Raw genomic sequence first — 23,659 nt, 5'->3', positions numbered from 1 at the left:
AGCCCTCCGCCCCGACCTGCCGGGCGGCCGATGCCTCACGCCTTGCACAGGACAGCCCATGCGCGCCCCCTGGTTCGAGACCGTCGCCCGCCGCTGGTGTCATCGCCGGCTCGTCGGGCGGCACCGGGCGGCGCGGTCTGCGGGGATCCGCGCCGCCCTGCGCGCCGCCACGCCGGACAGCGTGCTTCTGGTGGGCAATTCCCACGCGGAATCCATCGGGACCCCGGATCTCGGCGGCCGGCCCAGCCTCAACATCGCGGTCGGCGGCAGCACCGCGGCCGATTGCGCCCGGCAGCTCACGGATCTGCACCGGACGGTCTTGCACCGGGCGGACCTGCGCGTGCCGGTTCGCTGCGCAGCCTCCGTGCTGATCATCGGCACCAACGACATCCTGCGCTGGCGCCATCCGGAGCGGGCCCGGAGCGCCGATCGGTTCGCCGCGGAGGTCCGGCGCATCCTGGGCTTCCTGGAGGCGTGGTCGGGGCAGGTCTTCGTCGCCGCCGTCCCGCCGGTCGGCGCCTGGGCGACCGGTCGGGATCCGGCGGCCGTCGCGATCTTCTCGGACCGGCTCGCGGCGCTCTGTGCCGAGCGGGGCCACGCCTTCTTCGACCCGTTCGCCGCCCTGCGCGACGGCCCCGGGGGACGCGCCGGATCGGGCCTCTACCGGGACGGCGTGCACATGGCCGATTACACCCGCCTGGCCGCCGAAATCGCCCGGCTGGCGGTGATCGATCCGCTGCCGGCCGCTCCGCCCGCCCGCCGCCCGGCCGGGCCCAGCCCGGTGGCCAATCGCCGGGTCCTCCGCGCGGCCTGGACCGGCCGTCCGTGAGGGGCCTGGCGGGGATTGTCGCCTGCCTGCGCTCCTCCGGACCGTCCGCGGCGGGGTAGGGCCGGGCCGGCTCCTGCGGCGCTGGAGGCGGGCTTCACGGCGGGCAGCACTATCCCCACCGTGTGAGACGCCCGCCTCACGGCGGGCTCGTGCCCAGCAGAATCGGCGCGCAGACCGCCCGGAAGCCCGCCCGGGTCGCGAGCGCCGCGAGGGCGCCACCGGCCGGGCCATGCGGGAAGACGTGCAGGAACACCCGGGTTGCCCCGCGCGCCCGCGCCGCGTGTAAAGCCGCGCGGGTCACGGCGGTGCCCAGGCCCCGGCCTTGCCGATCGACCCGGGTGCCGAGGTTGTACAGCCCGGCCATGTCGCCGCGCAGGTAGAGGCTCGCGCAAGCCGCCGGGCCGGCGGCGTCGCGCAGGACGAGGTGGAGCGGCGCGAGGCCGGGCCGCGCCTTGGCCGCCCGCAGGGCCGGCAGGTAGGTGCGGCGCAGATGCGTCCGCACGGCCGGGTCGTCCGACAGGTTGGCGAAGACGCCCTCGAAATCCGGTCCCGGCGCGGGGGTGGCCTGGAGGGTGACCGCGCCGTCCGCCGGGGATGGCGCTGGCGGCGGCCGCGCCACCATCCAGCGCGCCGGGCGGAGGATCGCGGGCTCGAACAGAGCGCGCAGCAGGGCGACCTCCTCGGCATCCCGGGCCAGGAAGGCCGGCGCCCGGTCGCGTCCCAGGGCCGCCGCCCCCGCCCAGGCGAACTGGTCGGGCCGGCGCACCCCGTAGGCGAAGTTCAGGGTCGGGTCCGGAATGCTCCGCGACCAGACGTAGCCGGCGCCCCCGGGTCCGTGCGCGACGCCGTCGATCAGGGATCCCGTGAGGGCCGCCACATGGGCGTCGCGCAGGGCCTCGAAGGCCGGATCGCCATCCCGCATGGTCAGGCGGCCGGTCCGCCACGGGCCTGCGCCGGGCGATCGAGCCGGCCCCGGGAGCGCTGCGGCGGCATCCCCGCCCGCGGCCCGATGGCCGAACCCGGTGCCCGCGCCGCCCGCGTCTTGCTCAGGTTGCAATCCCGGATCGTCAATCCCGCCCTCGTGGTGCTCGTGATGAAGCCGGGGCTATCATGCACAGCGCTGGCGCAACAACGTTTATCTTCCAGAATTGGAATGGTTAAAATGTGAGATCTTTTGTAATACACGATCAGACATCAGCGCAGATACTGATTTTATGGCCTGCAGGTGTGAGCGAGATCTGATGTCGAACCGCCGGCCGGCGCCGCGCAGGTCGGTCCACGGCGCGCCAGGAGGCGGGCGGCCGTGTATGCTGAAGCTCCGCGATTCGGGGCGGGCTGCGCGTGCGGACCGTCAGCCTGCGCGTGTGACAGGAGAACCCGTGCGGCGATGCCGTCCTTCGACACGCCCGTTTCGGTCGGAGCCTTCGCGCTGCTGGTCTTCGCCTTCGCGGTGAAGCAGCTCGGGGCGGATTTCCTGCTCCAGAACACCTGGATGGCGCACGGCAAGGACCGGGCCTCGGCCTGGCTCCTCCCGCTCTGTGCCCATACCGGCCTTCACGGCCTGGGCACGCTGCTGATCACGCTGCCGGTCAAGCCGGCCCTGTGGTGGCTGGCGCTGGTGGATTTCGCGTGCACACGGCCATCGACCGCGGCAAGGGCCTGATCGGCCAGCGCACGCACTTCCCGCCCAGCGGCACCCGGTTCTGGTGGCTGATCGGCATCGACCAGTTCCTGCATCAGGTGACCCATATCGGGCTGGCGGCGATCCTGGCCGTGGCCTGAGCCGCGGGGCGGCCTCGACCGCGCTGTGCCCGTCGTCGTCGCGCTCGCTCCCAGTCGGAGCGGATACCGGTTCGGCGCGAGAGCGCGCGTCACGACACGGGCACGACTCCAGGGCGGCGCAGCGCCGTGTCGTCAGCGGAAGAGGTTCGCGGGCACCGGCGGGCTCGCATTGAGCAGCGTGATCGTCACCCGTCGGTTCGGCGCGATGTAGGGATTGTCGGGGAAGACCGGCTCGGTGTCGGCGCGGCCCACCACAGAGACGAAGTTGTCGTTGGGCACCCCGGCGCCCGCCAGGATCTCGCGCACGGCGAGCGCACGCCCGGCCGTGAGGGTCCAGGGTTCGCCGGCCCGCGCCGAGCCCGGGCGCGCGGCGGCCGTGTGGCCGGTGACCGTCAGGCGGTTGGGCAGCCGGCGCAGGGTGGGCGCGAGCGCCTCCAGCACGCGACGGGTGCGCTCGTAGGGGTCGACGGCGCCCTCGCGGAACATGGAGCGGCCGTCCTGGTCCACGAGGGACACGTCCACGCCGTCCTTGGTCGGCTCGATCACGATGTTCTTCGACAGCTCGGCGATGTCGGGCATGTCCTGAAGGGCCTGCCGGAGGCTGGCGATGGCGCTGTAATTGGCCTGCGCGTCGGCGGCCGCGCGGCTGGCCTCGCGATCGCTGGCGCGGCCCGGATTGTTCGGGCGCGCCTTGTCCTCCTGCTCGGCGGAGCCCCGCTCCGCGTCGCGGGGCGTGGAAGCCTTGTTGCCCGACGTGTCCAGGGCTCTGCCATACATGATTCCGCCCGCGCCGCTGGTGGCCGGGCTCAAAGCCGCCGGTGCGAAGTATTCCGCCAGACCGACCTTCTGCTCCTGCGTCGTCATGCTGATCAGCCACATCAGCAGAAAGAACGCCATCATGGCGGTCACGAAGTCCGCATAGGCGATCTTCCAGGCCCCGCCGTGATGGGCATGGGCGGCCTTCTTGACCTTCTTGATGATGATGATCGGCGGGGTGGGCGTGGCCATCAAGTCCCTGCTGGAGACGGAGTCAGGTCTAGGCGGGCAGAGCGGCGGTGGCCGCTTCCACTTCGTTGAAGGTCGGGCGGACGTCGCTCATCAGGGACTTGCGGGCGAATTCGACCGCCATCACCGGCGGCTGGCCGCCGATATGGGCGAGAAGACCCGCCTTGAGTGAAATGTAGTATTTGGATTCGGCCTCGAAGAGGCCCTTGAGCGACTGCGCCATGGGCCCGAAGAAGCCATAGGCGACGAAGACGCCGAAGAAGGTGCCGACCAGCGCGCCGCCGATCAGATGCCCCAGCACCTCCGGCGGCTCCTTGATCGCCCCCATCGTCTTGATCACGCCGAGCACGGCGGCCACGATGCCGAGCGCCGGTGTTCCGTCGGCGAGCGCCTGCATGGCCGAAACGACACGCTCCTGCTCCTGGTGGTGGGTCTCCAGTTCCTCATCCATGAGGGCGTCGATCTCGTGGACGTTGTTGGCGCCCAGCGTCACCATGCGCATGTAGTCGCAGACGAACTCGACCGCGTGATGGTTCGCCGCGAAGGTCGGGAAGGCGTTGAACAGCGTCGACTCGCCCGGATCCTCGATGTGCGGCTCGAGCGCCATCGCACCCTTCGACTTCGCAAGCTTGAACAACGAATACTGCATTCCCAGCAGTTCGACATAGGATTGCTGCGTGTATTTGGGGCCCTTGACCAGCGTGCCCAGCATGGCGGGCACGGCCTTGAGCACCGGCCCGGTGTTGCCGATGATGAAGGCACCGATCGCTGCACCGAGGATGATGACGAACTCGAACGGCTGCCACAGGACGGCCAGGTGGCCGCCCATCGCCGCGTAGCTGCCGAAGACGCAGGCGAAGACGATCAATGTGCCGACGATCAGCCGCATGAAGTGCCATCCTTACGCAGCGGCCGTTATAGCCGGCGCGAAGTTACCAAGATCTGGCAAATCACTGATTTTGGTTAACGGCGCGTTTAGAGCCTGTTCGGCCCGGGTTTCCAAAGGGCCTCGCCCTTTGGCGGGAGCTCAGGGCGGAGCCCTGAGAGCTTGGCCTTGAGACGTCGACCCGGGCTCTGCCCTGGACCCGCGAAAGGTCTCGACTGTTCGGAACCAGAACTGGAGCGCGGCGGCCCGGACACCGAAACCGGGGACGCGGCTCAGTGCAGCTCGACCTCGAGCAGCCGGTTCGTGTCGGTGAGCTTGCCGGCCAGTTCGAGGATCAGGAAGCGCTGGACGCGCAGCGCGAGGTCGGGGCGCTCCCGCTCCATGCGGGCGAGGCCGTCCCGGTCGATGCCGACGACCCGGCAGGGGGTCTCGGCCACCGCCGTGGCGGTCCGCTGGCCGCCCCGCACCAGCGCGACCTCGCCGATCACCGTGCCGGCCGCCGTGGTGCGCAGGCGCATATGCGGGCGCCCCGGCACCGCGATCTCGATCGAGATGAGGCCCTGTTCGAGGAAGTACAGGGCGTCGGCCGCCTCGCCCTGGCGCATCAGCGTCGCGCCGGTCTCGAGGTCGCGGACGGTCAGGTAGGGCGCCAGCTCCCCGGGCTCGATCGTGCAGCCCAGCTGATCCGACAGGTGCCGGGCGAAAGGCGCGCCCGCGCCGGCCTCGGGAATCCCCGCCTCCGCCAGCAGGATCGCCTCCGCGTCCCGCAGGGCCTCGTCGAGGGTCGGCAGGGTGCGGATCCCCGGCCCGGCCGTGAGTCCGTTGCGCGCGAACTGCCGGAGCATCGTCGGCCCGAGATGGGCCAGGAGCACGTCGAAGCCGCGCGCCTCGGCGCGCTGCCCGATCTTGCGGAACGCCACGAGGGCCGAGCTGTCCAGCCCGACGCAGTCCCGGAAGTCCAGGATCAGCACCCGCAGGGTCGGGGCCTCCGCGGCGACCCGCCGGTGGATCGCCTGGCCGTTGAGGAAGAACAGGAAGCCCTGCAGCGTGTAGATCCGCGTGCGGGTTCCGGCCTCGTGCAGCCGGGCGGCGGTCTCCGGCGCGCGGATGATGCTGCTGCGCCGCTCCGCCCCGAAGATCGCCCGGCGGATGGTCGGGATCTGGGCGTACTGGACCGCGAAGATCAGCATCGCCATCAGGATGCCGGTCAGGAAGCCCATTGTGGCCCCGAACAGGGCGGTCGCCGCGCACACGCAGGCCGCCACCGCGACCTCCCAGGGCAGCAGGGTCCTGTGGGCGCGGGAGAGGTTGAACAGGTGCCCCAGCGCGATGGCGATCAGGGCGCCGCCGGCCAGCGGGCGCGGCAGCAGGCCCAGGCTGCTCGCGCCGAACAGCAGCAGGGCCGCCGTGATGGCGAGCGTCAGCCACCGCCCGAGCCACTGCCCGCCGCCGATATTGTGCAGGTACAGCGTCGAGGTCCGGTCGAAACCCATCACCGGGCTGCCGAACAGGCTGCCGAGGACGTTCGTGAAGCCCGAGGCGACGAAGAGCCGGTCGATGCCGAATTCGCGCCGCAGATCCAGCTCGACGCTGACGACGTAGAGGATCTGGATGATGACCGCGACCAGGATCTCGGTGGCGATCTTCGGCAGGACCGGCAGGAGCAGGGCGGGGTCGAAGCCCGGGAGGCTGGCGATCGCCGGGGCGCGCAGCAGCGGGCCCGGCGGCAGCGGGTCGATCAGCCAGCCGGCCGCCTGCGCGGCGGCGGTGTCGAGGCCCTGCATCGACACGCCGAGATGCACCAGCGCGAAGCTGGCGATGACGATGGCGGGGAAGGTGCTCCAGTGCGGGACGCGCCGGGGGAGATAGAAGGCGCAGAAGCCGATGCCGAGCGTCAGGGCGATGCGCCCGAGCGTGCCGGGATCGCGCAGGCTGGGCGTTGCCGGATCGAACAGGCCCAGCAGGGACGCGACCGCGTCGTCGATATGGGCGCCGATCTGCACGCCGCTGCGCAGCAGCAGCAGGCCGACGCCGGCGAGGAAGCCGGTCAGGATCGGGTAGGGCAGCAGCTGCATCACCAGCGAGGCCCGCAGGGTGCCGAGCGCCACGAAGACGAGGCCGGTCAGCAGGGTCGCCGCGCCGCAGGCGAGCAGGACGATCTGGCCGACCGCATCCGGATCGGTCACGCCCGCCGCGTGCAGCTGCTCCGCGACCCTGGCGGCGATCGCCGCCTGCACGATCGCGGCCGCTCCGAAGAACGACAGGGAAACCACCACGTCCCGCTTGAGCACCGCGAAGACGAGTCCGCCCAGGACGTAGGCCGAGAGCATCGCCGCCACGCCGGCGGTGCGGCTCTCGGCGAGCGGGCCGGAGAAGATGAGCTGCGAATACACGATGAGATCGAGCACGATCATCATGGTGGCGACGCACCCACCCAGGATCGTCCGCGACACACGCGCCGACGCCGCGCGCATCGCGCGTCCGGCGGGGATCCTGTCGGGTGTGGTCATCGGTACGGGATCCGGATCTCAGAAGCTCCGACGGGGCCGGGACACAGGCCCCGCGCCGCCGCGCGATCCACGCGGGATCGTTGGAATCAGGCTAGCCTGAAGTAGCGCCTCGTCATCGCGGCCGCACGCTTAAAATTTCGTGTTGAGCGCGGGAGTGGCCCAGAGATTCCGGCCGCGCCATCTGGACGACATCTGGCGGTGCGGCGGTGTAGCCTGACCTGGGCTCCGGACGGCGCATCACGGCCGCCGCCAACACTTCGCGATGACCTGTCGGCGGATGGCGGGACCGTGCGGTCTTCAGGGCGCGCGCTCGACATGCGCCTTCGGCCGTTCCGGCGACGCCGGGTCGAGGTCCCGGCGGGCTGGCCCGTCAGCGCAGGCGCGCGGGTCCCCGGGATCGGCAGACGTCCGTTCGAGGATGCGGGCGCGCGGCCCCCGTCCCTCCGCATGGGCAGAGGGAGAGACGGGGGCCGCGCGCCTGTTGTCCGACGGGGCGCTAGGGGATCCGAGGGCCCGCCGCTCAGCGCGCCTCGCTGACCCGCTTGGTCGCCCGCTGCTCCTTCTTGTAGGCGGTGATCGCCGCCGAGCAGCCGGGGGAGAGGTTCTTGAGGTTGGTCTTGAAGCAGGCCTCGACCTCCGGGCCACCCGGCGCGTAGGCGCTGCAGTAATCCATGTAATCGCCGGTGCAGTGCTGCTTGAGGGCTTCCCGGCCGGGGGAAGACTCGGCGAAGGCCGCGGCGGAGCCGAAGCACAGGGCGATGGCCAACAGGGCCGTCTTGGTCGAAGTCATGGACATCCTTCACGCGTCCTGACGCGCGAACGCGTCGCGCGACGATGGACAGGGCGGATGGACGCCAAGAATGGCCTCACCGTGACGTTCCGGTGACGCGAATGCAGATCAGCCATGCCCGATACTGAAGGGCATGGCTGATTTTCCGGGTCAATGCGCCCCGACGCGCCGGGCCGGCACGAGGTCGTTGGCGATGATCTCGCCGAACGGGCCGTCGTTGCGGGCGTTGGTGGCCGGGCGCCCGGTGGTGGCGCGCAACGGCAGCTTCGGGAAGACCAGCTCGGCGAAGCGGTAGGCCTCCTCCAGGTGCGGGTAGCCCGAGAGGATGAAGCGGTCGATCCCGAGATCGATATACTCCTTCATCCGGTCGGCCACCTGATCGGCCGAGCCGACCAGGGCCGTTCCGGCGCCGCCGCGCACGAGGCCGACACCGGCCCAGAGGTTCGGCGAGACCACGAGCTTGTCGCGGCTGCCGCCGTGGAGCGCCATCATCCGGCTCTGGCCGACGGAATCCTGCCGCTTCAGGGTCTCCTGCGCCTTGGCGATGGTGGCGTCGTCGAGCTTCGAGATCAGCGTCTCGGCGGCCTCCCAGGCCTCGCCCTCCGTCTCCCGGGCGATCACGTGCAGGCGGATGCCGTACGAGAAGGTCTTGCCCTTCGCCTCGGCGGCCTGCCGTGCGGCGGCAATCTTCTCCGCGACCTGCGCCGGGGGCTCGCCCCAGGTGAGGTAGACGTCGCAATGCTCGGCCGCCACCGCGATGCCGGGCGCCGACGAACCGCCGAAATAGAGCGGCGGGTAGGGCTTCTGCACCGGCGGGTAGATCAGCCGGCCGTTCTCGGCGCGCAGGTGCTGGCCCTGGAAGGTCACGGTCTCGCCCGAAAGCAGGCCGCGCCAGATCGTCAGGAACTCGTCGGTGACGGCGTAGCGCTCGTCGTGGGACAGGAACACGCCGTCACCCGCGAGCTCCACCGGATCGCCGCCGGTGACGACGTTGATCAGGAGGCGCCCGTCCGAGATCCGGTCGAGCGTCGAGGTCATGCGGGCCGCAGCAGACGGCTCCATCAGGCCCGGCCGGACCGCCACGAGGAAGCGCAGCTGCTTGGTCAGCGGGGCGAGCGCCGAGGCGACGATCCAGGAATCCTCGCAGGAGCGCCCGGTCGGCAGCAGCACGCCGTAATAGCCGAGGTCGTCCGCGCCCTGCGCGATCTGCCGGAGATAGCTGAGCGAGACCTCCCGGGCCCCCTCCTGGGCGCCGAGATAGCGCCCGTCGCCGTGGGTCGGCAGGAACCAGAGGACGTCTGCGCGCCCGTCTTGCCGCCCGTCTTGCGATGCAGTCATCGAGATCTTCCTTGCGGATCAGAATTCAGGTTTCAAAAGGTCTACGACCTTTTGCGGGTGCAGGGCAGCGCCCTGCTGGGTTGGGGCGAAGCCCGATGCCCCGCCAAAGGGCTCGCCCGTTGGAAACCCGGTCATGCCGGCGTTTCGGAGCCGCCGAGCAGGTGATCGAGGATGCGGCCTTCGAGGCGCGCGAGATCCGGATCCCCGCGCCGGCGCGGGCGCGGCACGTCGACCCGCAGGTCGAGGGCGATGCGCCCGTCGTCGACCACGAGGATCCGGTCGGCCAGAGCCACCGCCTCGGCGACGTCGTGCGTCACGAGCAGCGCCGTGAAGCCCTGCGCCAGCCAGATCCGCTCGATCAGGTCCTGCATGCCGATGCGGGTCAGGGCGTCCAGCGCCCCGAGCGGCTCGTCGAGGGCGAGCAGGCCCGGCCGGCTCGCCAGCGCCCGGGCGAGCGCCACGCGCTGGCGCTGGCCGCCCGACAGGGTCGCGGGCCATTGCCCCGCCTTCTCGGCGAGGCCCACCTCGACGAGTGCGGCCTGCGCCCGCTCCCGGCGCTCGGCCCGGGTGCCGTGGCCGGAGAGACCGACCGCGACGTTGTCGACGACCCGCGCCCAGGGCAGGAGCCGCGGCTCCTGGAACATGATCCGCTTCGGCGGCTCGGAGCGGCGGGGGCTGCCGACCGTCCCGTCCAGGTCGATCCGGCCGCCGGTCGGCGTCTCCAGCCCGAGGATCAGGCGCAGCAGGGTGCTCTTGCCGCAACCGGACCGGCCGACCACCGCGGTGAAGCCGCCGGCCGGCAGGAACAGGTTCAGGCCTTCGATGACCGTATGGCCGTCGAAGCTCTTGTGCAGGTCGCGCACGGTGACGGCGATCCCGCGCTGGCCCGGCTCGGCGGGCGCACGCGGGATCGCCGCCGCTCCCGCCTGCCGGGACTCGGTGCGCGGGTCGGACAAAACCTCGCGGTGGACGGCGTCGAGCAGCATCAGGCGCTCCTGTAGGCGGGGTTCCAGGCGAGGCAGGCGCGCTCGAGCTGGCGGGTCAGGGCGTCGGCGAGCTTGCCCAGGCCCGCGTAGATCAGGATCGCCAGCACCACGACGTCGACCAGCATGAACTCGCGCGCCTGCATGGCCATGTAGCCGAGCCCCGAGGAGGCCGAGATCGTCTCGGCGACGATCAGGGTCAGCCACATGATGCCGAGCGCGTAGCGCAGGCCCACGAAGATCGACGGCAGGGCGCCGGGCAGCACCACCCGGGTGAACAGCTCCGTGCGGGACATGCCGTAGACCCGGCCCATCTCGACGAGGCCCGGATCCACCGAGCGGATCCCGTGCAGGGTGTTGGCGTAGATCGGGAAGAACACGCCCAGCGCCACGAGGAACAGCTTGGCCTCCTCGCCGATGCCGAACCACAGGATCACCAGCGGGATCAGCGACAGGTGGGGCACGTTGCGCACCATCTGCACCGAGGTGTCGGTCAGCCGCTCCGACAGGCGCGACAGGCCGTTGGCGAGGCCCAGCGCGAAGCCGATCCCGCCGCCGACCACGAAGCCCGCCAGCGCCCGCAGGGTGCTGACCCCGAGATTGGTCCAGAGCTCCCCGGTCCGCCCGGCCTCCCAGCCAGCCCGGGCCACGTCGAGGGGCGCCGGCATGAACCGGTTGGAGACGAGCCCGACCGAGACCGCGGCCTGCCAGCCGAGGAGGATGGCGGCCGGCAGCAGCCAGGGGATCGCGGCATCGCGCAGGCGTTCGTACTTGGATGCGGGCATCAGCGGGCCTCCGCTTGGGTTCCGGCCTTGCCCCCGGGCGGCGTCCAGACCGCGTCGGCGACCCGGATCGGCTTCGGCAGGAGGCCGAGGCTATGGAAGGCGTCCGCGACCTTCTGCTGGTCGGCGATCGTCGCCGCGTCGAGGGGCGCGACGCCGTAGGACAGGCGGCCGAGCGCGACGCTCAGGACCGGGGCGGGGATGCCCACCGAGGGGGCGAGTTCCGCCGCCACGGACTCGGCATGGCCCTCGGCCCAAGCCTCGATCTCGCCGAGCGCCTTGAGCACGGCCGACACGATCTCGGCATTCGAATCCGTGAAGCCGCGCCGGGACAGGTAGAATTGCCGGTTGGGGGCAATACCCTTGCCGTCGGCCCCCCGGCCGTCGACCAGGACCCGGGCGCCGGTGGCGCGTTCGGCGGCGGCCTGGAACGGGTCCCAGATCACCCAGGCATCGACCGAGCCGCGCACGAAGGCGGCGTTGGCGTCGGCCGGGGCCAGGAAGGCGAGCTTCACCGCGTCGTAGGGCACGCCCGCCTGCTCCAGGGCGCGCACCAGCAGGAAGTGGACGTTCGAGCCCTTGTTGAGCGCGATGGTCTTGCCGCGCAGGTCGGCCACGGTTTTCACCGGGCTGTCCTTCGGCACGAGGATCGCCTCGCCCCTTGGGGCCGGCGGCTCGGCGGCGACGTAGCGCAACTCCGGGCTGGCGGCCTGCGCGAAGATCGGCGGGGCCTCCCCGGCCGAGCCGAAATCGATCGCCCCGGCATTCAGCGCTTCCAAGAGCGGCGGCCCGGACGGGAATTCCGACCACGACACCGTGGTGCCCAGCGGCTGAAGCGCTTTCTCCAGGGTGCCGCGGCCCTTCAGCAGCACGAGGGAGCCGTATTTCTGATAGCCGATCCGGATGCTGCCGGCGGCGCGCGCGGGGCGCAGCACCGCGGCCGCCGCGAGGCCGAGCCCGGCCGAGAGGAGCAGGCGGCGGCTCGGGGCGAGGCCGGCGGGGTGCGGCAGAGGCAGGGTACGGGACGGGCGGTCGGTCATGGATCTCAGCCGTTGCGGGCGGGGGCGGCCCAGACCGCGTCGGCGATCCGGATCGGTTTCGGGATCAGCTTCAGGGCATGGAAGCGGTCGGCCACCTGCTGCTGCGCGGCGATCACGCGCTCGGTCATCGGCCCGATCATGTAGTCGGTCCGGTCCACCGCCCGGCGGGTCGCGGCGAGCGGCACGCCGGTGCCCTGCGACAGGAGCTCGGCGACGGCGCCGCGATTCTGCGTGCACCAGGTCGCCACCTCGGCGAGGGCGTCGATGGTGGCGGCGAGCACGGGCCCACGGCTCTCGGCGAAGGGCCGGCTCGCCAGGAAGAAGTTGTTCTGCAGGGCGATGTCGGCGGCGCGGGTCAGCACGCGCACCCCCTCCCCCGCCTCGGCGATGGCGAAATACGGGTCCCAGATCGTCCAGGCGTCGATGCTGCCCCGGGCGAAGGCCGCCGCCGCGTCCGCGGGGGCCAGGGTCACGGGCTTGATGTCGGCATAGGTCAACCCGGCCTTCTCCAGGGCCGCGATGGTCAGGTTGTGGGCGCTCGACGCCTTGGCGAAGGCGACGCGCTTGCCCTTGAGATCGGCGAGGCCGCGGATGCCCGAGCCCTTCGGCAGCAGGATCCCGATGCCGGAGCTGCCGGATTCCTGGGCGGCCGCGTAGACGAGGTTGGACCGCGCGGCCTGCGCGAAGATCGGCGGCGCATCGCCGGTCTGCCCGAAATCGATCCCGTCCAGCGACAGGGCCTCGAGCAGCGGCGGACCGAACGAGAACTCGACCCAGCGCACCGTGTGGCCGAGGGGCGCCAAACGGCGCTCGATGATGCCCTGCTGCTTGGCGACCACCAGGATGCCGTTCTTCTGGTAGCCGATCCGGAGCACGCCCGGCTCGGCCGCGCGGGCGCTCCGGGCTGCGAAGCCCGCCGGAAGGGCCGCCGGAAGAGCCATCAAGCCGGTGAGCAGAGTGCGGCGGTCGAGCATCGCAGACCTCACTCGGCGGCCGCGAGGGTGAGCGGGGCCGTCGCGTTCCGGTGGACGAGGAGCGCGGCGAGCTGGGCGCCGGCTTCCGCCGCCCGGGCCTGCACGCCGGCCTCGGTCAGCACGCCCGCGTGGAAATCCGCGTCCGAGGCGTAGACCGCGGTGGGGATCTGGAGCGCGCCGAAGAAGCCGAACAGCGGCCGGAAGGCGTGCTCGACCACGAGGGCGTGGCGCGCGCCGCCGCCCGTGGCCACGATGGCGACCGGCTTGCCGGCCAGCGCCCCCGGATCGACGAGGTCGAACAGGTGCTTGAACAGGCCGGTATAGGCGCCCTTGTAGACCGGTGAGCCAACGACGAGGCCGTCCGCCGCCTCGATCGCATCGAGCACCGACCGGGCGGCCGGCGGAAGCTGATCGCGGGTCCAGGCCGCCCCCAGGCCGGGGCCGGCATCGACGAAGTCCAGGATACGGACGTCGAGGTCGGCCTGTGCGCTGGCCTCGCCCAGCACCGCATCGACCAGCGCGCGGGTCTTGGACGGCCGCTGCACGTTCGCGCTCAGCCCGACGAGTCTCGGTCGTGTCATGCTCTGGTGCCTTGCTCAGGTGCCCTCGGGCGGGCCGGTGCGACGGTCCGGTCCGGTCGGGACGCGACGGCGCCGCCGCCGGGCATCCGGACGGAGCGCTAGAATTGATGGCCGGCCTGTCGCAGGTCAATGAAACGCTTTTCCCTATTCATCGGGTGGAGAAAAACATTCTCCCCGTAATCCGGGCGCGGTGGTGAAGTTCTATCTCGCGATCGACCGGAGTTTTTCGCGGTGGATCGGGCGATGACACCCGGTCAGGACCCTGGGCGCCGGTCAGATCTACCGATCGCCGGGAGAGGAGTTCGATTTTATCGTCCGAGGCGGCCCACGGAGAAGGTTCTCGTTTGGATGCGCGCCGTCCGCGCCGGGCGCCCGGCCACGCCGGAATCGGGCTGGCCCCACCGCCGGATCGGCCGGCCCGTCGAGCCCCAGACCCGTCGCGTCAGACTCCGCGCGCCAGACCATTCCGACCGACGGCCAGGGGCCCGGATCTGGTCCTCACCCTTGACTTCCAGATTATAGTTATTCTAATTCGCAACAGAGCGGCGCGGAGCCGATCCTCATCGGGAGATACGGAACATGGCCAACGCCCATTGCGAGAGCTGCAAGTTCTTCGACGAGCACACCGGCAACGGCCCGGCACCCCAGGCCGATGCCGGCCTGTGCCGGTTCAATCCGCCGGTCAGCCAGCCGGAGCCGGAGTCCAAGGGCCTGTGGCCGGTGGTGTCCACGAACGACTGGTGCGGCCACTTCACCGCCGAGATGACCGCGGCCGAGTGAGGCCTGCGGAACCCTCCGCGTCGCAGCGGAGGTCGGACGATCGGGGTCAGCCATCGCGGCTGGCCCTTTTTCGTGCACGGCTCCAGCCGACTGGAAACGAGAACGGCCGCGCGGAGGACCCGCGCGGCCGTGTCGTTCGCTGATCCGCGGGCCGGCCGGGGCCGGCCCGCGGGGGCGGTGCCTCAGAGGCTGCCGGGGCCCTTGGCGAAGCCCGCCAGGGTGAACAGGTCCACCGAGATCTTCGCGCCGACCACGAAGGCGTCGGGGACGCGCTTGGGCTGAGCGAAGTAGCGCTCCTGCAGCTGTGGGGTGATGACGTATTGCAGGTTCGGCATCAGGCGGATCGCCGGCGTCAGCTGGATGCCGTAGTTCACCTCCAGGATGGTCTGCGACGAGGAAACACCGCCGTAGCCCAGGCCGACCTTGGCGCGGGCCGCCCGGAGATTGGCGGTACCCAACGGCGAGAAGTGCTCCCACGAGAAGCCGAAGCCGATCGTGTCGTAGGGCCGGCCCGCGAAGGTGCCGGTGAGGACGGCGCCGCCGTTCAGGAAGTAATCCTCGAACTGCCGCCCGCCGGTCCCGGCGAGGAAGGCCCCGAACAGGGTCAGGCCCTGGACGCCGGTCGGATCCGGACGCCAGACCATCTGGTCGAACCGGGCGTAGATCGCCGACCGGCCGAACCGGGTCAGCGGATCGAGGCCGCTGAGCAGGTACGAGCCCCGGCGGACGTCCTGAACCGGATCCTTGTAGTCCGACTGGTCGATGATTGCGCCGAGGCCGTAGTTGCGCGGCAGCGGGTCGTTGCCGAAATTGGTCGAGTAGCCGACCTCGACCGGCACCACGACGCCGGTGGCGCCGCGGGTCGACCAGTCGATCCCGTTCTGGTTGTCCTGCTGATCGCGTGGATTCACCTCGTAGACGCCGGCATGCACGAACACCTTGTCGGTGACCCAGGCCTTGGCGTGAGCACCCCAGGTGGCGATCGGCCACCACGTGATGTTCGTCATCTTGAACGCGCCCTTCGGCGCGCCGCAGATGCCGTTGTTCTGGAAGTTGCAGTAGAACGGCGAGGCCAGGAAGTTCGGGTTGGCCAGGACGCGGCCGAACTCGATGTCGAGGCGGTTGTCGAACAGCTTCTGCTCGTACGACAGGGCGGTGAGATGCGCGGTCTGGCCGCCGCCTTGGATCTCCTGCACGCTGGTGGTGTTGCCGATGAAGTCGTTCGATATGCTGCGCCCGTGGCGCTCGGTCACGATGGCATGCACCGAGCCGCCCTCGACCCCGGCGAGGCGGTCGAGATCGGCGTCGAGGCCGAAGAACACCTGGCCGGCATAGTCCGAGCCCTGGCGCCGGCCGCCGGACGGGTTGGTGGCGAACTCGCCCGTGTAGTTCAGGATCGCGGTGACCCCGTGCCCGAGGTCGACGGTGCCGGGCGGCAGCGACGGTGGGGCCGCGGTGGCGCCCTGCGCGATGCTCGAGGCTGCCGCGCTGCTCGCGCCCGCGAAGCTCCGACCCTCACGGATCACCCGCCGCCGGGCGCGGTTCGCCCGGTACTGCGCCTTGCGCGCCGGGCTGGCCTTCGGGCCCGGATTGACCAGGGTCGGCCCCCCGTCCGGCGCCGTGGCCGCGACCTGAGCCTCGGCCGCGCTGACGCCAGCCGTCATCGTTGCGGCGCACAGCGCGAACGCTGCCCACCGTGTCTGCTTCCTTACCATAATGACTCCCCCTTAACCGCGCGGCCTTCTGGGCTCTGTCGCGTTCGTGTCCCGCAGGGGCCCTCCCCGGTCAGTCCGTGAAGGCCTCCACGCTGCGGCGCTCGCCGCGCAGAAAAGCGTCGGCGGCGTGGATCAGTGGATTGAGGTCGACGTCGCTGGCGCCGGAGCGGATCAGGGCGGCGAATCGGTCGTAGAGGCCGCGATACTCGGCCTCGGGCGGCAGCGCCTGGTCGCGACCGTCGAGGGTCAGGGCCGCGCCGCCCCGCGACAGGACCAGGGTGCCGTCCTCGGTCTCGACGCGGATGTCCCAGGTCTGCGGACCGGTCTGGCGCCAGTCGAACGTGGCGTGGATCGGGGTGCCGGCGGCGTCGGTGAAGCGCAGGTCGGCGGCGATCGGCGCCTGCCGGTTCTCGGGAACCTCAAGGATCGCGCCGGTGAGGAAGAACGGCGGCAGGATGTGGGTGGCGATCGACAGGGCGTTGATCCCCGGATCGAACACGCCCATCCCGCCGGCGTCCCAGATCCAGTCCTGGCCCGGATGCCAGTGCCGCACGTCCTCCATCCAGGCGATCGACACCGACCGGATCCGGCGCGTCGCCAGCCAGTTGCGCGCGGGCTCGACCCCGGGCGCGAACCGCGAATGCCAGCTCGCGAACAGGCTCACCCCCCGCCGGCGCGCGGCCTCGGCGAGGAGCCCGACCTCGGCCAGGGTCGCCCCCGGCGGCTTTTCCAGGAAGACGTGCAGCCCCGCCTCGATCGCCGCCAGGGCGGCCTCGAACCGCGCCTGCGGCGGCTGGCACAGGGCGACGGCCTGGAGGTCGCCCTGCCCCGCCAGCATCTCGGCCAGCGTCCGGTAATTGGGCACGCCCGCGTATTCGCCGTGGCGGCTCGCCACTGCCACCAGCGTGTAATCCGGCGAGGCGCCGATCACCGGCAGATGCTGGTCCCGGGCGATCTTGCCGACGCCCACCAGCCCGATGCGGATCGGATTCGTCATCTCACAGCACACGCATGGGGATGTCGGCGGCCGGGGCGACCGCCAGGGGATTGCGCAGGGGGAGCGTGAACGGCGCCGCCGCGATCTCGAACACGTCGCCCGGCCGGGTCGCGATCCCGTCGCTGAACGACAGGGTGGCGGTCCCGAAGAAATGCACGTGCACGTCGCCGGGCCGGCGGAACAGCGCGTACTTGAAGTGGTGCCGCTCCAGGTTGGCGATGCTGTGAGACATGTTCGCCTCCCCGGAGAGGAACGGCTTCTCCCAGAACACGGCGCCGTCGCGCAGGACGCGGCTGGTGCCGCGCACGTCCGGCGGCAGCGCGCCGAGCCAGAGTTCCGGACCGAGCGCCGCCGGGCGGAGCTTCGAATGCGCGAGCCACAGGTAGTTGCCGCGCTCGGTCACATGGTCGGAGAACTCGTTGGCCAGGGCGAAGCCGAGGCGCACCGGGGTCCCGTCGGCGTCGATCAGGTAGATCCCGGCGATCTCCGGCTCCTCGCCGCCGTCCAGCGCGAAGGCGGGGGAGACCAGCGGCTCGCCGGTCCCTACGATGGCGCTGCCATCGCCCTTGTAGAACCATTCGGGCTGTACGCCGGTCGCGCCGGGCGCCGGCTTGCCGCCCTCGACGCCCATCCGGAACATCCGCATCGAGTCGGTCGGCGCCGGATCGGCCGCGGCGGCGCGATGCATCTTGTCGCGGCCCTCGGCCGAGCCGAGATGGGTCAGCCCGGTGCCGCTGAGCAGCAGGTGTGCGGGGTCCGCGCGGTCCACCGGCGGCAGAAGCCGAACGGACGCCAGATCAAGGACTTCGGACAGCCCGGACCGCTCCGCCGTGGCGGCCAGATCGTCCCCCGCCGCGAGGGCCTTCCGCGCCAGCTCCAGCACGGTCCGGACACCGAGCACCGGCCGCGCCACGCCGTTCGCCAGCAGGGCGATGCCCCGCTGCCCATCCGCAGACTCGAATTGTAGGAGTGATCGTCCCATCGAAAGTCCCCCCCGGGGCGTCCGTTTTTCGGCGGCCTCTGCGGACCGTCCCGATGCGCGGCCGAGGCGGACCGCGCCGCGGCCCGTCAGTGGCCCGATTGCGGTTCGAAGATGCCGTCGATCCGGCGCGCGAGATGCCAGGGATTGTCCGGGCGCAGGGATGGTGGAAGCAGCGCCTCGGGCAGGTCTTGGTAGCAGACCGGGCGCAGGAACCGCTCGATCGCCAGGGTGCCGACCGAGGTGGTGCGGCCGTCCGACGTTGCCGGGAACGGGCCGCCATGCACCATCGCGTGGCAGACCTCCACGCCGGTCGGCCAGCCATTGGCGAGGACACGCCCGGCCTTGCGCGCCAGCAGCGGCACCAGTTCCGCGGCCAGCGGCTCGTCCGCCGGGTCGAGGTGCAGCGTCGCGGTGAGCTGCCCCCCGAGGGCTTCGATCACCCGGGCGATCTCCGCCGCGTCGGCGGCCGCCACCAGGATCCCCGCCGGGCCGAACATCTCCTCGGTCAGCGACGGCTCCGCCAGCAGGTGGCGCGCCTCCGTGCGCAGCAGCGCGGCGGGTGCCCCCCCCGGTCCCGCCTTCTCACCGCGGGCGGCCACCGTCACCCCCGGGCGTTCGGCCATCGCGGCGACGGCACCCTCGAACCGGGCGCGGATATCGGCCGTCAGCATCGTGTGCGGCGCGCTCGCGCGGATCGCCGCACCGGCGGCCTCCGCGAACGCGTCGAGCTCGGGGCCGGCGATCCCGATTAGCAGGCCCGGATTGGTGCAGAACTGCCCCGCCCCCAGGGTGAGCGACTGCACGAAGCCCGTGGCCAGGGCCGCGCCCCGGACCCGCAGGGCTGCGGGCAGGAGCAGGACGGGATTGACTGCGCTCATCTCGGCATAGACCGGGATCGGCTCCGGCCGGCCGGCCGCCACCCGCATCAGCGCCAGCCCGCCCCCGCGCGAGCCGGTGAAGCCCACGGCCTTGATCCGCGGATCCGCCACCAGGGCGGTGCCCAGCGCGTTCGACGGCCCCGGCAGGTAGGAGAACACGCCCGCATGCAGGCCGCTCGCCGCCACCGCGGAGCGCAGGGCCCGGGCGACCCGCTCCCCGGTCCCCGGATGGGCCGGGTGACCCTTCACCACCACCGGGCAGCCCGCCGCGAGCGCCGAGGCCGTGTCGCCCCCCGCCACCGAGAAGGCCAGCGGGAAGTTCGAGGCCCCGAACACCGCCACCGGCCCAAGGGCGACGTGGCGCCGGCGCAGGTCCGGCCGGGGCAGCGGCTGGCGCTTGTGCTGCGCCGGGTCGATCGTCGCCTCCACCCAGTCGCCCGAGCGGACGAGGTTCGCGAACAGGCGCAGCTGCCCGATCGTGCGGCCGCGCTCACCCTCCAGGCGCGCCTGGGGCAGCCCGGTCTCGGCCATCGCGCGCTCGATCAGGGCTGGGCCGAGATCGGCGATCGCCGCGGCGGCCGCTTCGAGGAAGTCCGCCCGCGTCCCGGGATCGGTCTCCGAGAAGCTCGGGAACGCGGCCTCCGCCAGCGCGCAGGCAGCCGCGACCTCTCCGGCGCCCGCGGATGCGAAGGCCGGATCCAGGACCGCGCCGTTCGCCGCATCGACGGCCCGGAACGTTTCCGGCGTGGTCACGTCCGCTTCGCCGATCAGGGCGGTGCCACGGATTGCCGCATTGCCTTGAGGTTGTTTACTCATACAAATAGGTTAGATCTTTTCGATCTGGGCCGCAAGCGCCTCATCTATATCGCTTATGGGTGTTGGCGCTTGCGATCCTACAACTTCCGGGTACGATCTTCAGATCCTGGCCCGTCCCGTGGCTCGGACTGGAGGTCGTGGGTGAGACAGGTTCGCGGACACGAGGATATCAGGCTCCCGCTTGCGTCAGGCTCGCGTCGCATCCACGGCTCGGTGGCGCGCGATCTCGGGGTGGCGATCCTGAGCGGGCGTTACACGCCGGGCGACGTGCTGCCCGGGGAGATCGAATTTTCGGAGCAACTCAAGGTTTCCAGAACCGCCTATCGCGAGGCGATTCGGATCCTGAGCGCCAAGGGGCTCGTGGAGAGCCGCCCGCGCACCGGGACGCGGGTGAGCCAGCGCAGCCGCTGGAACCTACTCGATCCGGACATCCTGGCCTGGACCTTCGAATCCGAGCCGAGCGAGACGTTCATCCGCGATCTGTTCGAGCTGCGGATGATCGTGGAGCCGGCCGCGGCGGCGCTCGCGGCCGAGCGGCGCTCGGGCCTCGACCTCGCTCGGATGGGCCATTCCCTGGAGGAGATGGGCCGCCACGGCCTCAGCACGGACGATGGCCGGGCCGCCGATCAGGCCTTCCACACCGCGATCCTGGAGGCCGCCCGCAACGGGCCGCTGATCGCCCTGTCGAGTTCCATCGCGGCGGCGGTCACGTGGACGACGATCTTCAAGCACCGCCGCCAGAGCATGCCCCGGGACCCGATGCCCGATCACCGCGCCCTGTACGAGGCGATCGTGGCGGGCGACCCGGAGGCTGCGCGCCGGACCATGACCGAGCTGGTTCGCCTCGCCCTCTCCGACACCGAATTGGCGCTGCGGCCGTGAGATCCGGGGCTCCCAAAGGGCGAGCCCTTTGGCGGGGTATCGGGGCAGAGCCCCGATATCGGGCTTTGCCCGAACCCAGCGGGCTCCGCCCTGCCCCCGCGAAAGGTCCCGGACCTTTCGAATCCGATCAGTGGTTGTCGCGCGGCAGGCCGCTGGTCTGGGCGATGCGCTGGAACCGCTCGGCGCCCTCCAGGATCGCGCCGGTGTGCATCTGCCCGACGGTGGCGCGCTGCATCGCCTGCCAGGGCGTCTGCGAGGCCGGGTAGGCGTAGCCGCCCGCCGCCTCCAGGGCCTTCCGGCGGCGCTCCAGCTCGTCGGCATCCACCAGCATGTCGGCGGTGCCCCGGCGCAGGTCGACCCGCACCCGGTCGCCGGTCTGCAGCAGCGCGAGGCCGCCCCCGGCCGCCGCCTCCGGCGAGGCGTTGAGGATCGAGGGCGAGGCCGAGGTGCCGGACTGGCGCCCGTCGCCGAGACAGGGCAGCGCGTGCACGCCGGCCCGGATCAGGTCCGCGGGCGGGCGCATGTTCACCACCTCGGCCGCGCCGGGATAGCCCACCGGCCCGGCGCCCCGCATCACCAGCAGGGTCTCGTCGGTGATGCCGAGGCTCGGGTCGTCGATCCGGTGGTGGTAATCCTCCGGTCCGTCGAACACCACGACCGGCCCCTCGAACGCGTCCGGATCCTCGGGGTTCGACAGGTAGCGGTTGCGGAATTCCTCGCCGATCACGCTGGTCTTCATCACCGCGGCGTCGAACAGGTTGCCGCGCAGCACGAGGAAGCCGGCCGCCTCCCTGAGGGGCTGGTCGATCGGCCGGATCACGTCCGCGTCCTCGATCGTCGCGCCGCGGCAATTGTCGCCGATCGTGCGTCCGTTGACCGTCAGCGCGCCCTCGCGGATCAGGCCGCGGCTCATGAGCTGGGCCACCACCGCCGGCAGGCTGCCGGCGCGGTAGTAATCCTCGCCGAGATAGGCGCCGGCCGGCTGCAGGTTGACCAGCAGCGGCACGTCGAGCCCGTAGGTCTGCCAGTCGGTGATGTCGAGTTCGACGCCCATGTGGCGGGCGATCGCCGCGAGGTGGATCGGCGCGTTGGTCGAGCCGCCGATCGCCGAATTGACCACGATAGCGTTGAGGAAGGCGTCGCGGGTCAGGATCTCGGAGGGCTTCAGATCCTCCGCCACCATGGCGACGATGCGCTTGCCGGTCAGGTAGGCGACCTCCTGCCGGTCGCGGTAGGGGGCGGGGATCGCCGCCGAGCCCGGCAGCATCATGCCCAGGGCCTCGGCCAGCGTGTTCATCGTGGTCGCCGTGCCCATCGTGTTGCAGAAGCCGGTCGAGGGCGCCGACGAGGTCACGAGCTTGATGAAGCCGTCATGGTCGATCTCGCCCGCCGCCAGCATCTCGCGGGCCTTCCAGACGATGGTGCCGGAGCCGGTGCGCTGACCCTTGAACCAGCCGTTCAGCATCGGTCCGACCGAGAGCGCGATGGCCGGGATGTTCACGGTGGCGGCCGCCATCAGGCAGGCCGGGGTGGTCTTGTCGCAGCCCGTGGTCAGCACCACGCCGTCGAGCGGGTAGCCGTAGAGCAGCTCCACGAGGCCCAGATAGGCGAGGTTGCGGTCGAGCCCCGCGGTCGGCCGCTTGCCGGTCTCCTGGATCGGGTGGACCGGGAATTCCAGCACGATGCCGCCGGCCTCCCGGATGCCCTCGCGGATCCGCTCGGCCAGGACGAGGTGGTGGCGGTTGCACGGCGACAGGTCGGAGCCGGTCTGGGCGATGCCGATGATCGGCTTGCCCGAGCGCAGCTCCTCCAGGCTGAGGCCGAAGTTCAGGTAGCGCTCCAGATAGAGCGCCGTCATGTCGATATTGTCGGGGTTGTCGAACCACGCGCGGGAGCGCAGCGGGCGGGCGGTCTTGGGCCGGGCGGTCTTGGGATCGGTCATTTGTGGGTCCGATGGGCGGGGCTGGTCGAGAAGCGGTAGGTGATCACGTTCCGGTAGGTCTGGCCGGGATCGAGCCGGGCCGAGCCGAAGGCCGGCTGGTTCGGCGTGTCGGGAAAGAGCTCCGGCTCCAGCGCGAAGGCGTCCGACTGCCGGTAGGCGAGGCCGGATTTGCCCACCGCGGTCGCGTCGAGGAAGTTGCCGGCATAGAACTGCACCCCCGGCTGGTTGCTGGCAATCTCCAGTATTCGGCCCGTTTCCGGGTCCTCGACCCGCGCCATTGGGTGCGGCTCGGCCGTGGGCGCGTCGGTCACGACCCAGTTGTGGTCGTAGCCGCGCCCGCGCACGATCTGGATGTCCCGTCCGTCGCGGATGCGCGCGCCGATCACCATGGGTTTGCGGAAGTCGAAGGGCGTACCCGCCACCGGAAGGTGCACGCCGGTCGGGATCAGGGTGGCGTCCACCGGCGTGTAGCGCTCGGCCGGGATGGTCAGGACGTGATCGAGGATCGAGCGGCCCGAGCCCTCGCCCGCGAGGTTGAAGAAGCTGTGATTGGTCAGGTTGACGATGGTCGGCCGGTCGGTGGTCGCCTCGTAGGTGACCGTGAGCGTGTCGATGTCGTCCAGCCGGTAGGTGGCGGTCGCCGTCAGCGTGCCGGGATAGCCCTCCTCGCCGTCCGGGCTGACATAGCGCAGGCTCACCGCGGGGGCCGCGCCGCCGGTCACGGCGGTGATCGTCCAGCGCCGCCTGTCGAAGCCGGCCGCGCCGCCGTGCAGGGCGTTCGGGCCGTCATTGGTGGCGAGCCGGTAGCTCTGCCCGTCGAGGGTGAAGCGGCCCGCCCGGATGCGGTTGGCGTAGCGGCCGACGCTCACGCCGAAGTAATTGGGCTTGGCGAGGTAGCCCGCGAGGTCGTCGTAGCCGAGCACCACGTCGGCCGGCTTGCCGGTCCGGTCCGGCACCTCGAGCGTCCGCAGGAGCACCCCCCAGGACAGGATCCGCGCCGTGATGCCGTGGCCGTTGGTCAGCGTCACCTCCTCGACCGTGCGGCCGTCCGGGAGGGTGCCGAACACGGTCCTGGTCGGCTCAGCCGCCTGGGCCAGGGCCGGAATCATCGCACCGGCGCAGAGCGTTACAGGTCCCACGCCGCGCATCGTTCCCTCCCCGGATGGA

General features: G+C 71.4%; 22 protein-coding genes. 5 read left to right on the top strand and 17 right to left on the bottom strand.

The features are described from left to right. The first annotated feature begins 58 nt into the window (after positions 1-58). Positions 59-829, top strand: a complete 771-nt coding sequence (locus OXS27_RS13860; RefSeq protein WP_267356725.1) for an SGNH/GDSL hydrolase family protein — start codon at positions 59-61, stop codon at positions 827-829. 136 nt (positions 830-965) lie between these two features. On the opposite strand, the gene OXS27_RS13855 is transcribed toward OXS27_RS13860, so the two are convergent. After that, positions 966-1,886 carry a GNAT family N-acetyltransferase gene (locus tag OXS27_RS13855; protein WP_243927538.1) on the bottom strand — a complete coding sequence of 307 codons (921 nt, stop codon included), beginning with the start codon at positions 1,884-1,886 and terminating at the stop codon, positions 966-968. Positions 1,887-2,216: 330 nt separating this feature from the next. Here OXS27_RS13855 and OXS27_RS13850 point away from each other — a divergent pair, with 330 nt between their 5' ends. Together OXS27_RS13850 and OXS27_RS13845 are read left to right on the top strand one after the other, a co-directional pair. Further along, the gene (locus OXS27_RS13850; RefSeq protein ID WP_267356721.1) at positions 2,217-2,492 is read left to right on the top strand and encodes a hypothetical protein; all 276 of its coding nucleotides are present in this window, start codon (positions 2,217-2,219) and stop codon (positions 2,490-2,492) included. Next, positions 2,459-2,611 (top strand): hypothetical protein, encoded by a 153-nt coding sequence (locus tag OXS27_RS13845; protein ID WP_267356719.1) that lies wholly within the window; start codon positions 2,459-2,461, stop codon positions 2,609-2,611. Before OXS27_RS13850 ends, OXS27_RS13845 begins: the two co-directional genes overlap by 34 nt. Positions 2,612-2,743: 132 nt before the next feature. On the opposite strand, the gene OXS27_RS13840 is transcribed toward OXS27_RS13845, so the two are convergent. From OXS27_RS13840 to msuE, 10 genes are all read right to left on the bottom strand, one after another. Continuing rightward, positions 2,744-3,619, bottom strand: a complete 876-nt coding sequence (locus OXS27_RS13840) for a flagellar motor protein MotB (protein WP_267356717.1) — start codon at positions 3,617-3,619, stop codon at positions 2,744-2,746. A gap of 28 nt (positions 3,620-3,647) precedes the next feature. Beyond that, positions 3,648-4,505 (bottom strand): flagellar motor stator protein MotA, encoded by an 858-nt coding sequence (gene motA, locus OXS27_RS13835; RefSeq protein WP_267356715.1) that lies wholly within the window; start codon positions 4,503-4,505, stop codon positions 3,648-3,650. Between the two features lie 269 nt (positions 4,506-4,774). After that, positions 4,775-7,012, bottom strand: a complete 2,238-nt coding sequence (locus OXS27_RS13830) for a cyclic nucleotide-binding domain-containing protein (RefSeq protein ID WP_267356713.1) — start codon at positions 7,010-7,012, stop codon at positions 4,775-4,777. Between the two features lie 520 nt (positions 7,013-7,532). Next, positions 7,533-7,802 carry a hypothetical protein gene (locus OXS27_RS13825; protein ID WP_243923779.1) on the bottom strand — a complete coding sequence of 90 codons (270 nt, stop codon included), beginning with the start codon at positions 7,800-7,802 and terminating at the stop codon, positions 7,533-7,535. A 150-nt stretch (positions 7,803-7,952) separates the two neighbouring features. Beyond that, positions 7,953-9,140 (bottom strand): FMNH2-dependent alkanesulfonate monooxygenase, encoded by a 1,188-nt coding sequence (ssuD, locus tag OXS27_RS13820; RefSeq protein WP_243923777.1) that lies wholly within the window; start codon positions 9,138-9,140, stop codon positions 7,953-7,955. 131 nt (positions 9,141-9,271) lie between these two features. After that, positions 9,272-10,126: an ATP-binding cassette domain-containing protein gene (locus OXS27_RS13815; protein WP_267356711.1), complete on the bottom strand. Its 855-nt coding sequence runs from the start codon at positions 10,124-10,126 to the stop codon at positions 9,272-9,274. After that, positions 10,126-10,908 carry an aliphatic sulfonate ABC transporter permease SsuC gene (gene ssuC, locus OXS27_RS13810; protein WP_267356709.1) on the bottom strand — a complete coding sequence of 261 codons (783 nt, stop codon included), beginning with the start codon at positions 10,906-10,908 and terminating at the stop codon, positions 10,126-10,128. The genes OXS27_RS13815 and ssuC overlap by 1 nt, the downstream gene beginning before the upstream one ends. Next, entirely contained in the window at positions 10,908-11,945 is a 1,038-nt protein-coding gene (locus tag OXS27_RS13805; RefSeq protein WP_267356707.1) for a sulfonate ABC transporter substrate-binding protein, read from the bottom strand. Before OXS27_RS13805 ends, ssuC begins: the two co-directional genes overlap by 1 nt. A 5-nt stretch (positions 11,946-11,950) precedes the next feature. Then, positions 11,951-12,919, bottom strand: coding sequence for an aliphatic sulfonate ABC transporter substrate-binding protein (locus OXS27_RS13800; RefSeq protein WP_267356705.1), 969 nt, complete (start codon positions 12,917-12,919; stop codon positions 11,951-11,953). Between the two features lie 8 nt (positions 12,920-12,927). Beyond that, positions 12,928-13,500, bottom strand: a complete 573-nt coding sequence (msuE, locus tag OXS27_RS13795) for an FMN reductase (RefSeq protein WP_267356703.1) — start codon at positions 13,498-13,500, stop codon at positions 12,928-12,930. A 579-nt stretch (positions 13,501-14,079) separates the two neighbouring features. On the opposite strand from msuE, the gene OXS27_RS13790 reads away from it, so the two are divergent. Next, a complete protein-coding gene (locus OXS27_RS13790; protein WP_243923758.1) occupies positions 14,080-14,280 on the top strand; it encodes a hypothetical protein in 201 nt (66 codons plus the stop codon). A 182-nt stretch (positions 14,281-14,462) separates the two neighbouring features. Here the strand turns inward: OXS27_RS13790 and OXS27_RS13785 are convergent, their stop codons facing one another. The 4 genes from OXS27_RS13785 to OXS27_RS13770 all read right to left on the bottom strand — a co-directional run bounded on the left by OXS27_RS13785 (position 14,463) and on the right by OXS27_RS13770 (position 19,668). Next, entirely contained in the window at positions 14,463-15,944 is a 1,482-nt protein-coding gene (locus OXS27_RS13785; protein WP_267356701.1) for a carbohydrate porin, read from the bottom strand. A 121-nt stretch (positions 15,945-16,065) separates the two neighbouring features. Next, complete coding sequence (locus OXS27_RS13780; protein WP_267356700.1) at positions 16,066-16,992, bottom strand: Gfo/Idh/MocA family oxidoreductase; 927 nt, start codon at positions 16,990-16,992, stop codon at positions 16,066-16,068. A 1-nt stretch (position 16,993) separates the two neighbouring features. Further along, complete coding sequence (araD1, locus tag OXS27_RS13775) at positions 16,994-17,974, bottom strand: AraD1 family protein (RefSeq protein ID WP_267356698.1); 981 nt, start codon at positions 17,972-17,974, stop codon at positions 16,994-16,996. Positions 17,975-18,060: 86 nt separating this feature from the next. Then, complete coding sequence (locus OXS27_RS13770) at positions 18,061-19,668, bottom strand: aldehyde dehydrogenase (NADP(+)) (protein WP_267356696.1); 1,608 nt, start codon at positions 19,666-19,668, stop codon at positions 18,061-18,063. A 213-nt stretch (positions 19,669-19,881) separates the two neighbouring features. On the opposite strand from OXS27_RS13770, the gene OXS27_RS13765 reads away from it, so the two are divergent. Beyond that, complete coding sequence (locus OXS27_RS13765; RefSeq protein WP_267356695.1) at positions 19,882-20,550, top strand: FadR/GntR family transcriptional regulator; 669 nt, start codon at positions 19,882-19,884, stop codon at positions 20,548-20,550. Between the two features lie 127 nt (positions 20,551-20,677). Here the strand turns inward: OXS27_RS13765 and OXS27_RS13760 are convergent, their stop codons facing one another. Together OXS27_RS13760 and OXS27_RS13755 are read right to left on the bottom strand one after the other, a co-directional pair. Continuing rightward, positions 20,678-22,492, bottom strand: coding sequence for an IlvD/Edd family dehydratase (locus OXS27_RS13760; protein WP_243923749.1), 1,815 nt, complete (start codon positions 22,490-22,492; stop codon positions 20,678-20,680). Then, positions 22,489-23,640 (bottom strand): aldose epimerase family protein, encoded by a 1,152-nt coding sequence (locus tag OXS27_RS13755; protein ID WP_267356692.1) that lies wholly within the window; start codon positions 23,638-23,640, stop codon positions 22,489-22,491. Before OXS27_RS13755 ends, OXS27_RS13760 begins: the two co-directional genes overlap by 4 nt. Positions 23,641-23,659: the final 19 nt, after the last annotated feature.

Source organism: Methylobacterium sp. GC_Met_3 (assembly GCF_026540775.1).
Classification (GTDB): domain Bacteria; phylum Pseudomonadota; class Alphaproteobacteria; order Rhizobiales; family Beijerinckiaceae; genus Methylobacterium.
Note: the sequence above shows the minus strand (reverse complement) of the source record. Positions and strands in the feature narration are given on the sequence as shown.

Coding starts and splice junctions, on each gene's coding strand:
- OXS27_RS13755 (WP_267356692.1), bottom strand. CDS start 23,640: ATGCGCGGCGTGGGACCTGTAACGCTCTGCGCCGGTGCGATGATTCCG.
- OXS27_RS13770 (WP_267356696.1), bottom strand. CDS start 19,668: ATGAGTAAACAACCTCAAGGCAATGCGGCAATCCGTGGCACCGCCCTG.
- araD1 (WP_267356698.1), bottom strand. CDS start 17,974: ATGGGACGATCACTCCTACAATTCGAGTCTGCGGATGGGCAGCGGGGC.
- OXS27_RS13805 (WP_267356707.1), bottom strand. CDS start 11,945: ATGACCGACCGCCCGTCCCGTACCCTGCCTCTGCCGCACCCCGCCGGC.
- OXS27_RS13825 (WP_243923779.1), bottom strand. CDS start 7,802: ATGACTTCGACCAAGACGGCCCTGTTGGCCATCGCCCTGTGCTTCGGC.
- OXS27_RS13760 (WP_243923749.1), bottom strand. CDS start 22,492: ATGACCGATCCCAAGACCGCCCGGCCCAAGACCGCCCGCCCGCTGCGC.
- OXS27_RS13790 (WP_243923758.1), top strand. CDS start 14,080: ATGGCCAACGCCCATTGCGAGAGCTGCAAGTTCTTCGACGAGCACACC.
- OXS27_RS13830 (WP_267356713.1), bottom strand. CDS start 7,012: ATGACCACACCCGACAGGATCCCCGCCGGACGCGCGATGCGCGCGGCG.
- OXS27_RS13815 (WP_267356711.1), bottom strand. CDS start 10,126: ATGCTGCTCGACGCCGTCCACCGCGAGGTTTTGTCCGACCCGCGCACC.
- OXS27_RS13850 (WP_267356721.1), top strand. CDS start 2,217: ATGCCGTCCTTCGACACGCCCGTTTCGGTCGGAGCCTTCGCGCTGCTG.
- ssuC (WP_267356709.1), bottom strand. CDS start 10,908: ATGCCCGCATCCAAGTACGAACGCCTGCGCGATGCCGCGATCCCCTGG.
- ssuD (WP_243923777.1), bottom strand. CDS start 9,140: ATGACTGCATCGCAAGACGGGCGGCAAGACGGGCGCGCAGACGTCCTC.
- msuE (WP_267356703.1), bottom strand. CDS start 13,500: ATGACACGACCGAGACTCGTCGGGCTGAGCGCGAACGTGCAGCGGCCG.
- motA (WP_267356715.1), bottom strand. CDS start 4,505: ATGCGGCTGATCGTCGGCACATTGATCGTCTTCGCCTGCGTCTTCGGC.
- OXS27_RS13785 (WP_267356701.1), bottom strand. CDS start 15,944: ATGACGGCTGGCGTCAGCGCGGCCGAGGCTCAGGTCGCGGCCACGGCG.
- OXS27_RS13780 (WP_267356700.1), bottom strand. CDS start 16,992: ATGACGAATCCGATCCGCATCGGGCTGGTGGGCGTCGGCAAGATCGCC.
- OXS27_RS13840 (WP_267356717.1), bottom strand. CDS start 3,619: ATGGCCACGCCCACCCCGCCGATCATCATCATCAAGAAGGTCAAGAAG.
- OXS27_RS13800 (WP_267356705.1), bottom strand. CDS start 12,919: ATGCTCGACCGCCGCACTCTGCTCACCGGCTTGATGGCTCTTCCGGCG.
- OXS27_RS13860 (WP_267356725.1), top strand. CDS start 59: ATGCGCGCCCCCTGGTTCGAGACCGTCGCCCGCCGCTGGTGTCATCGC.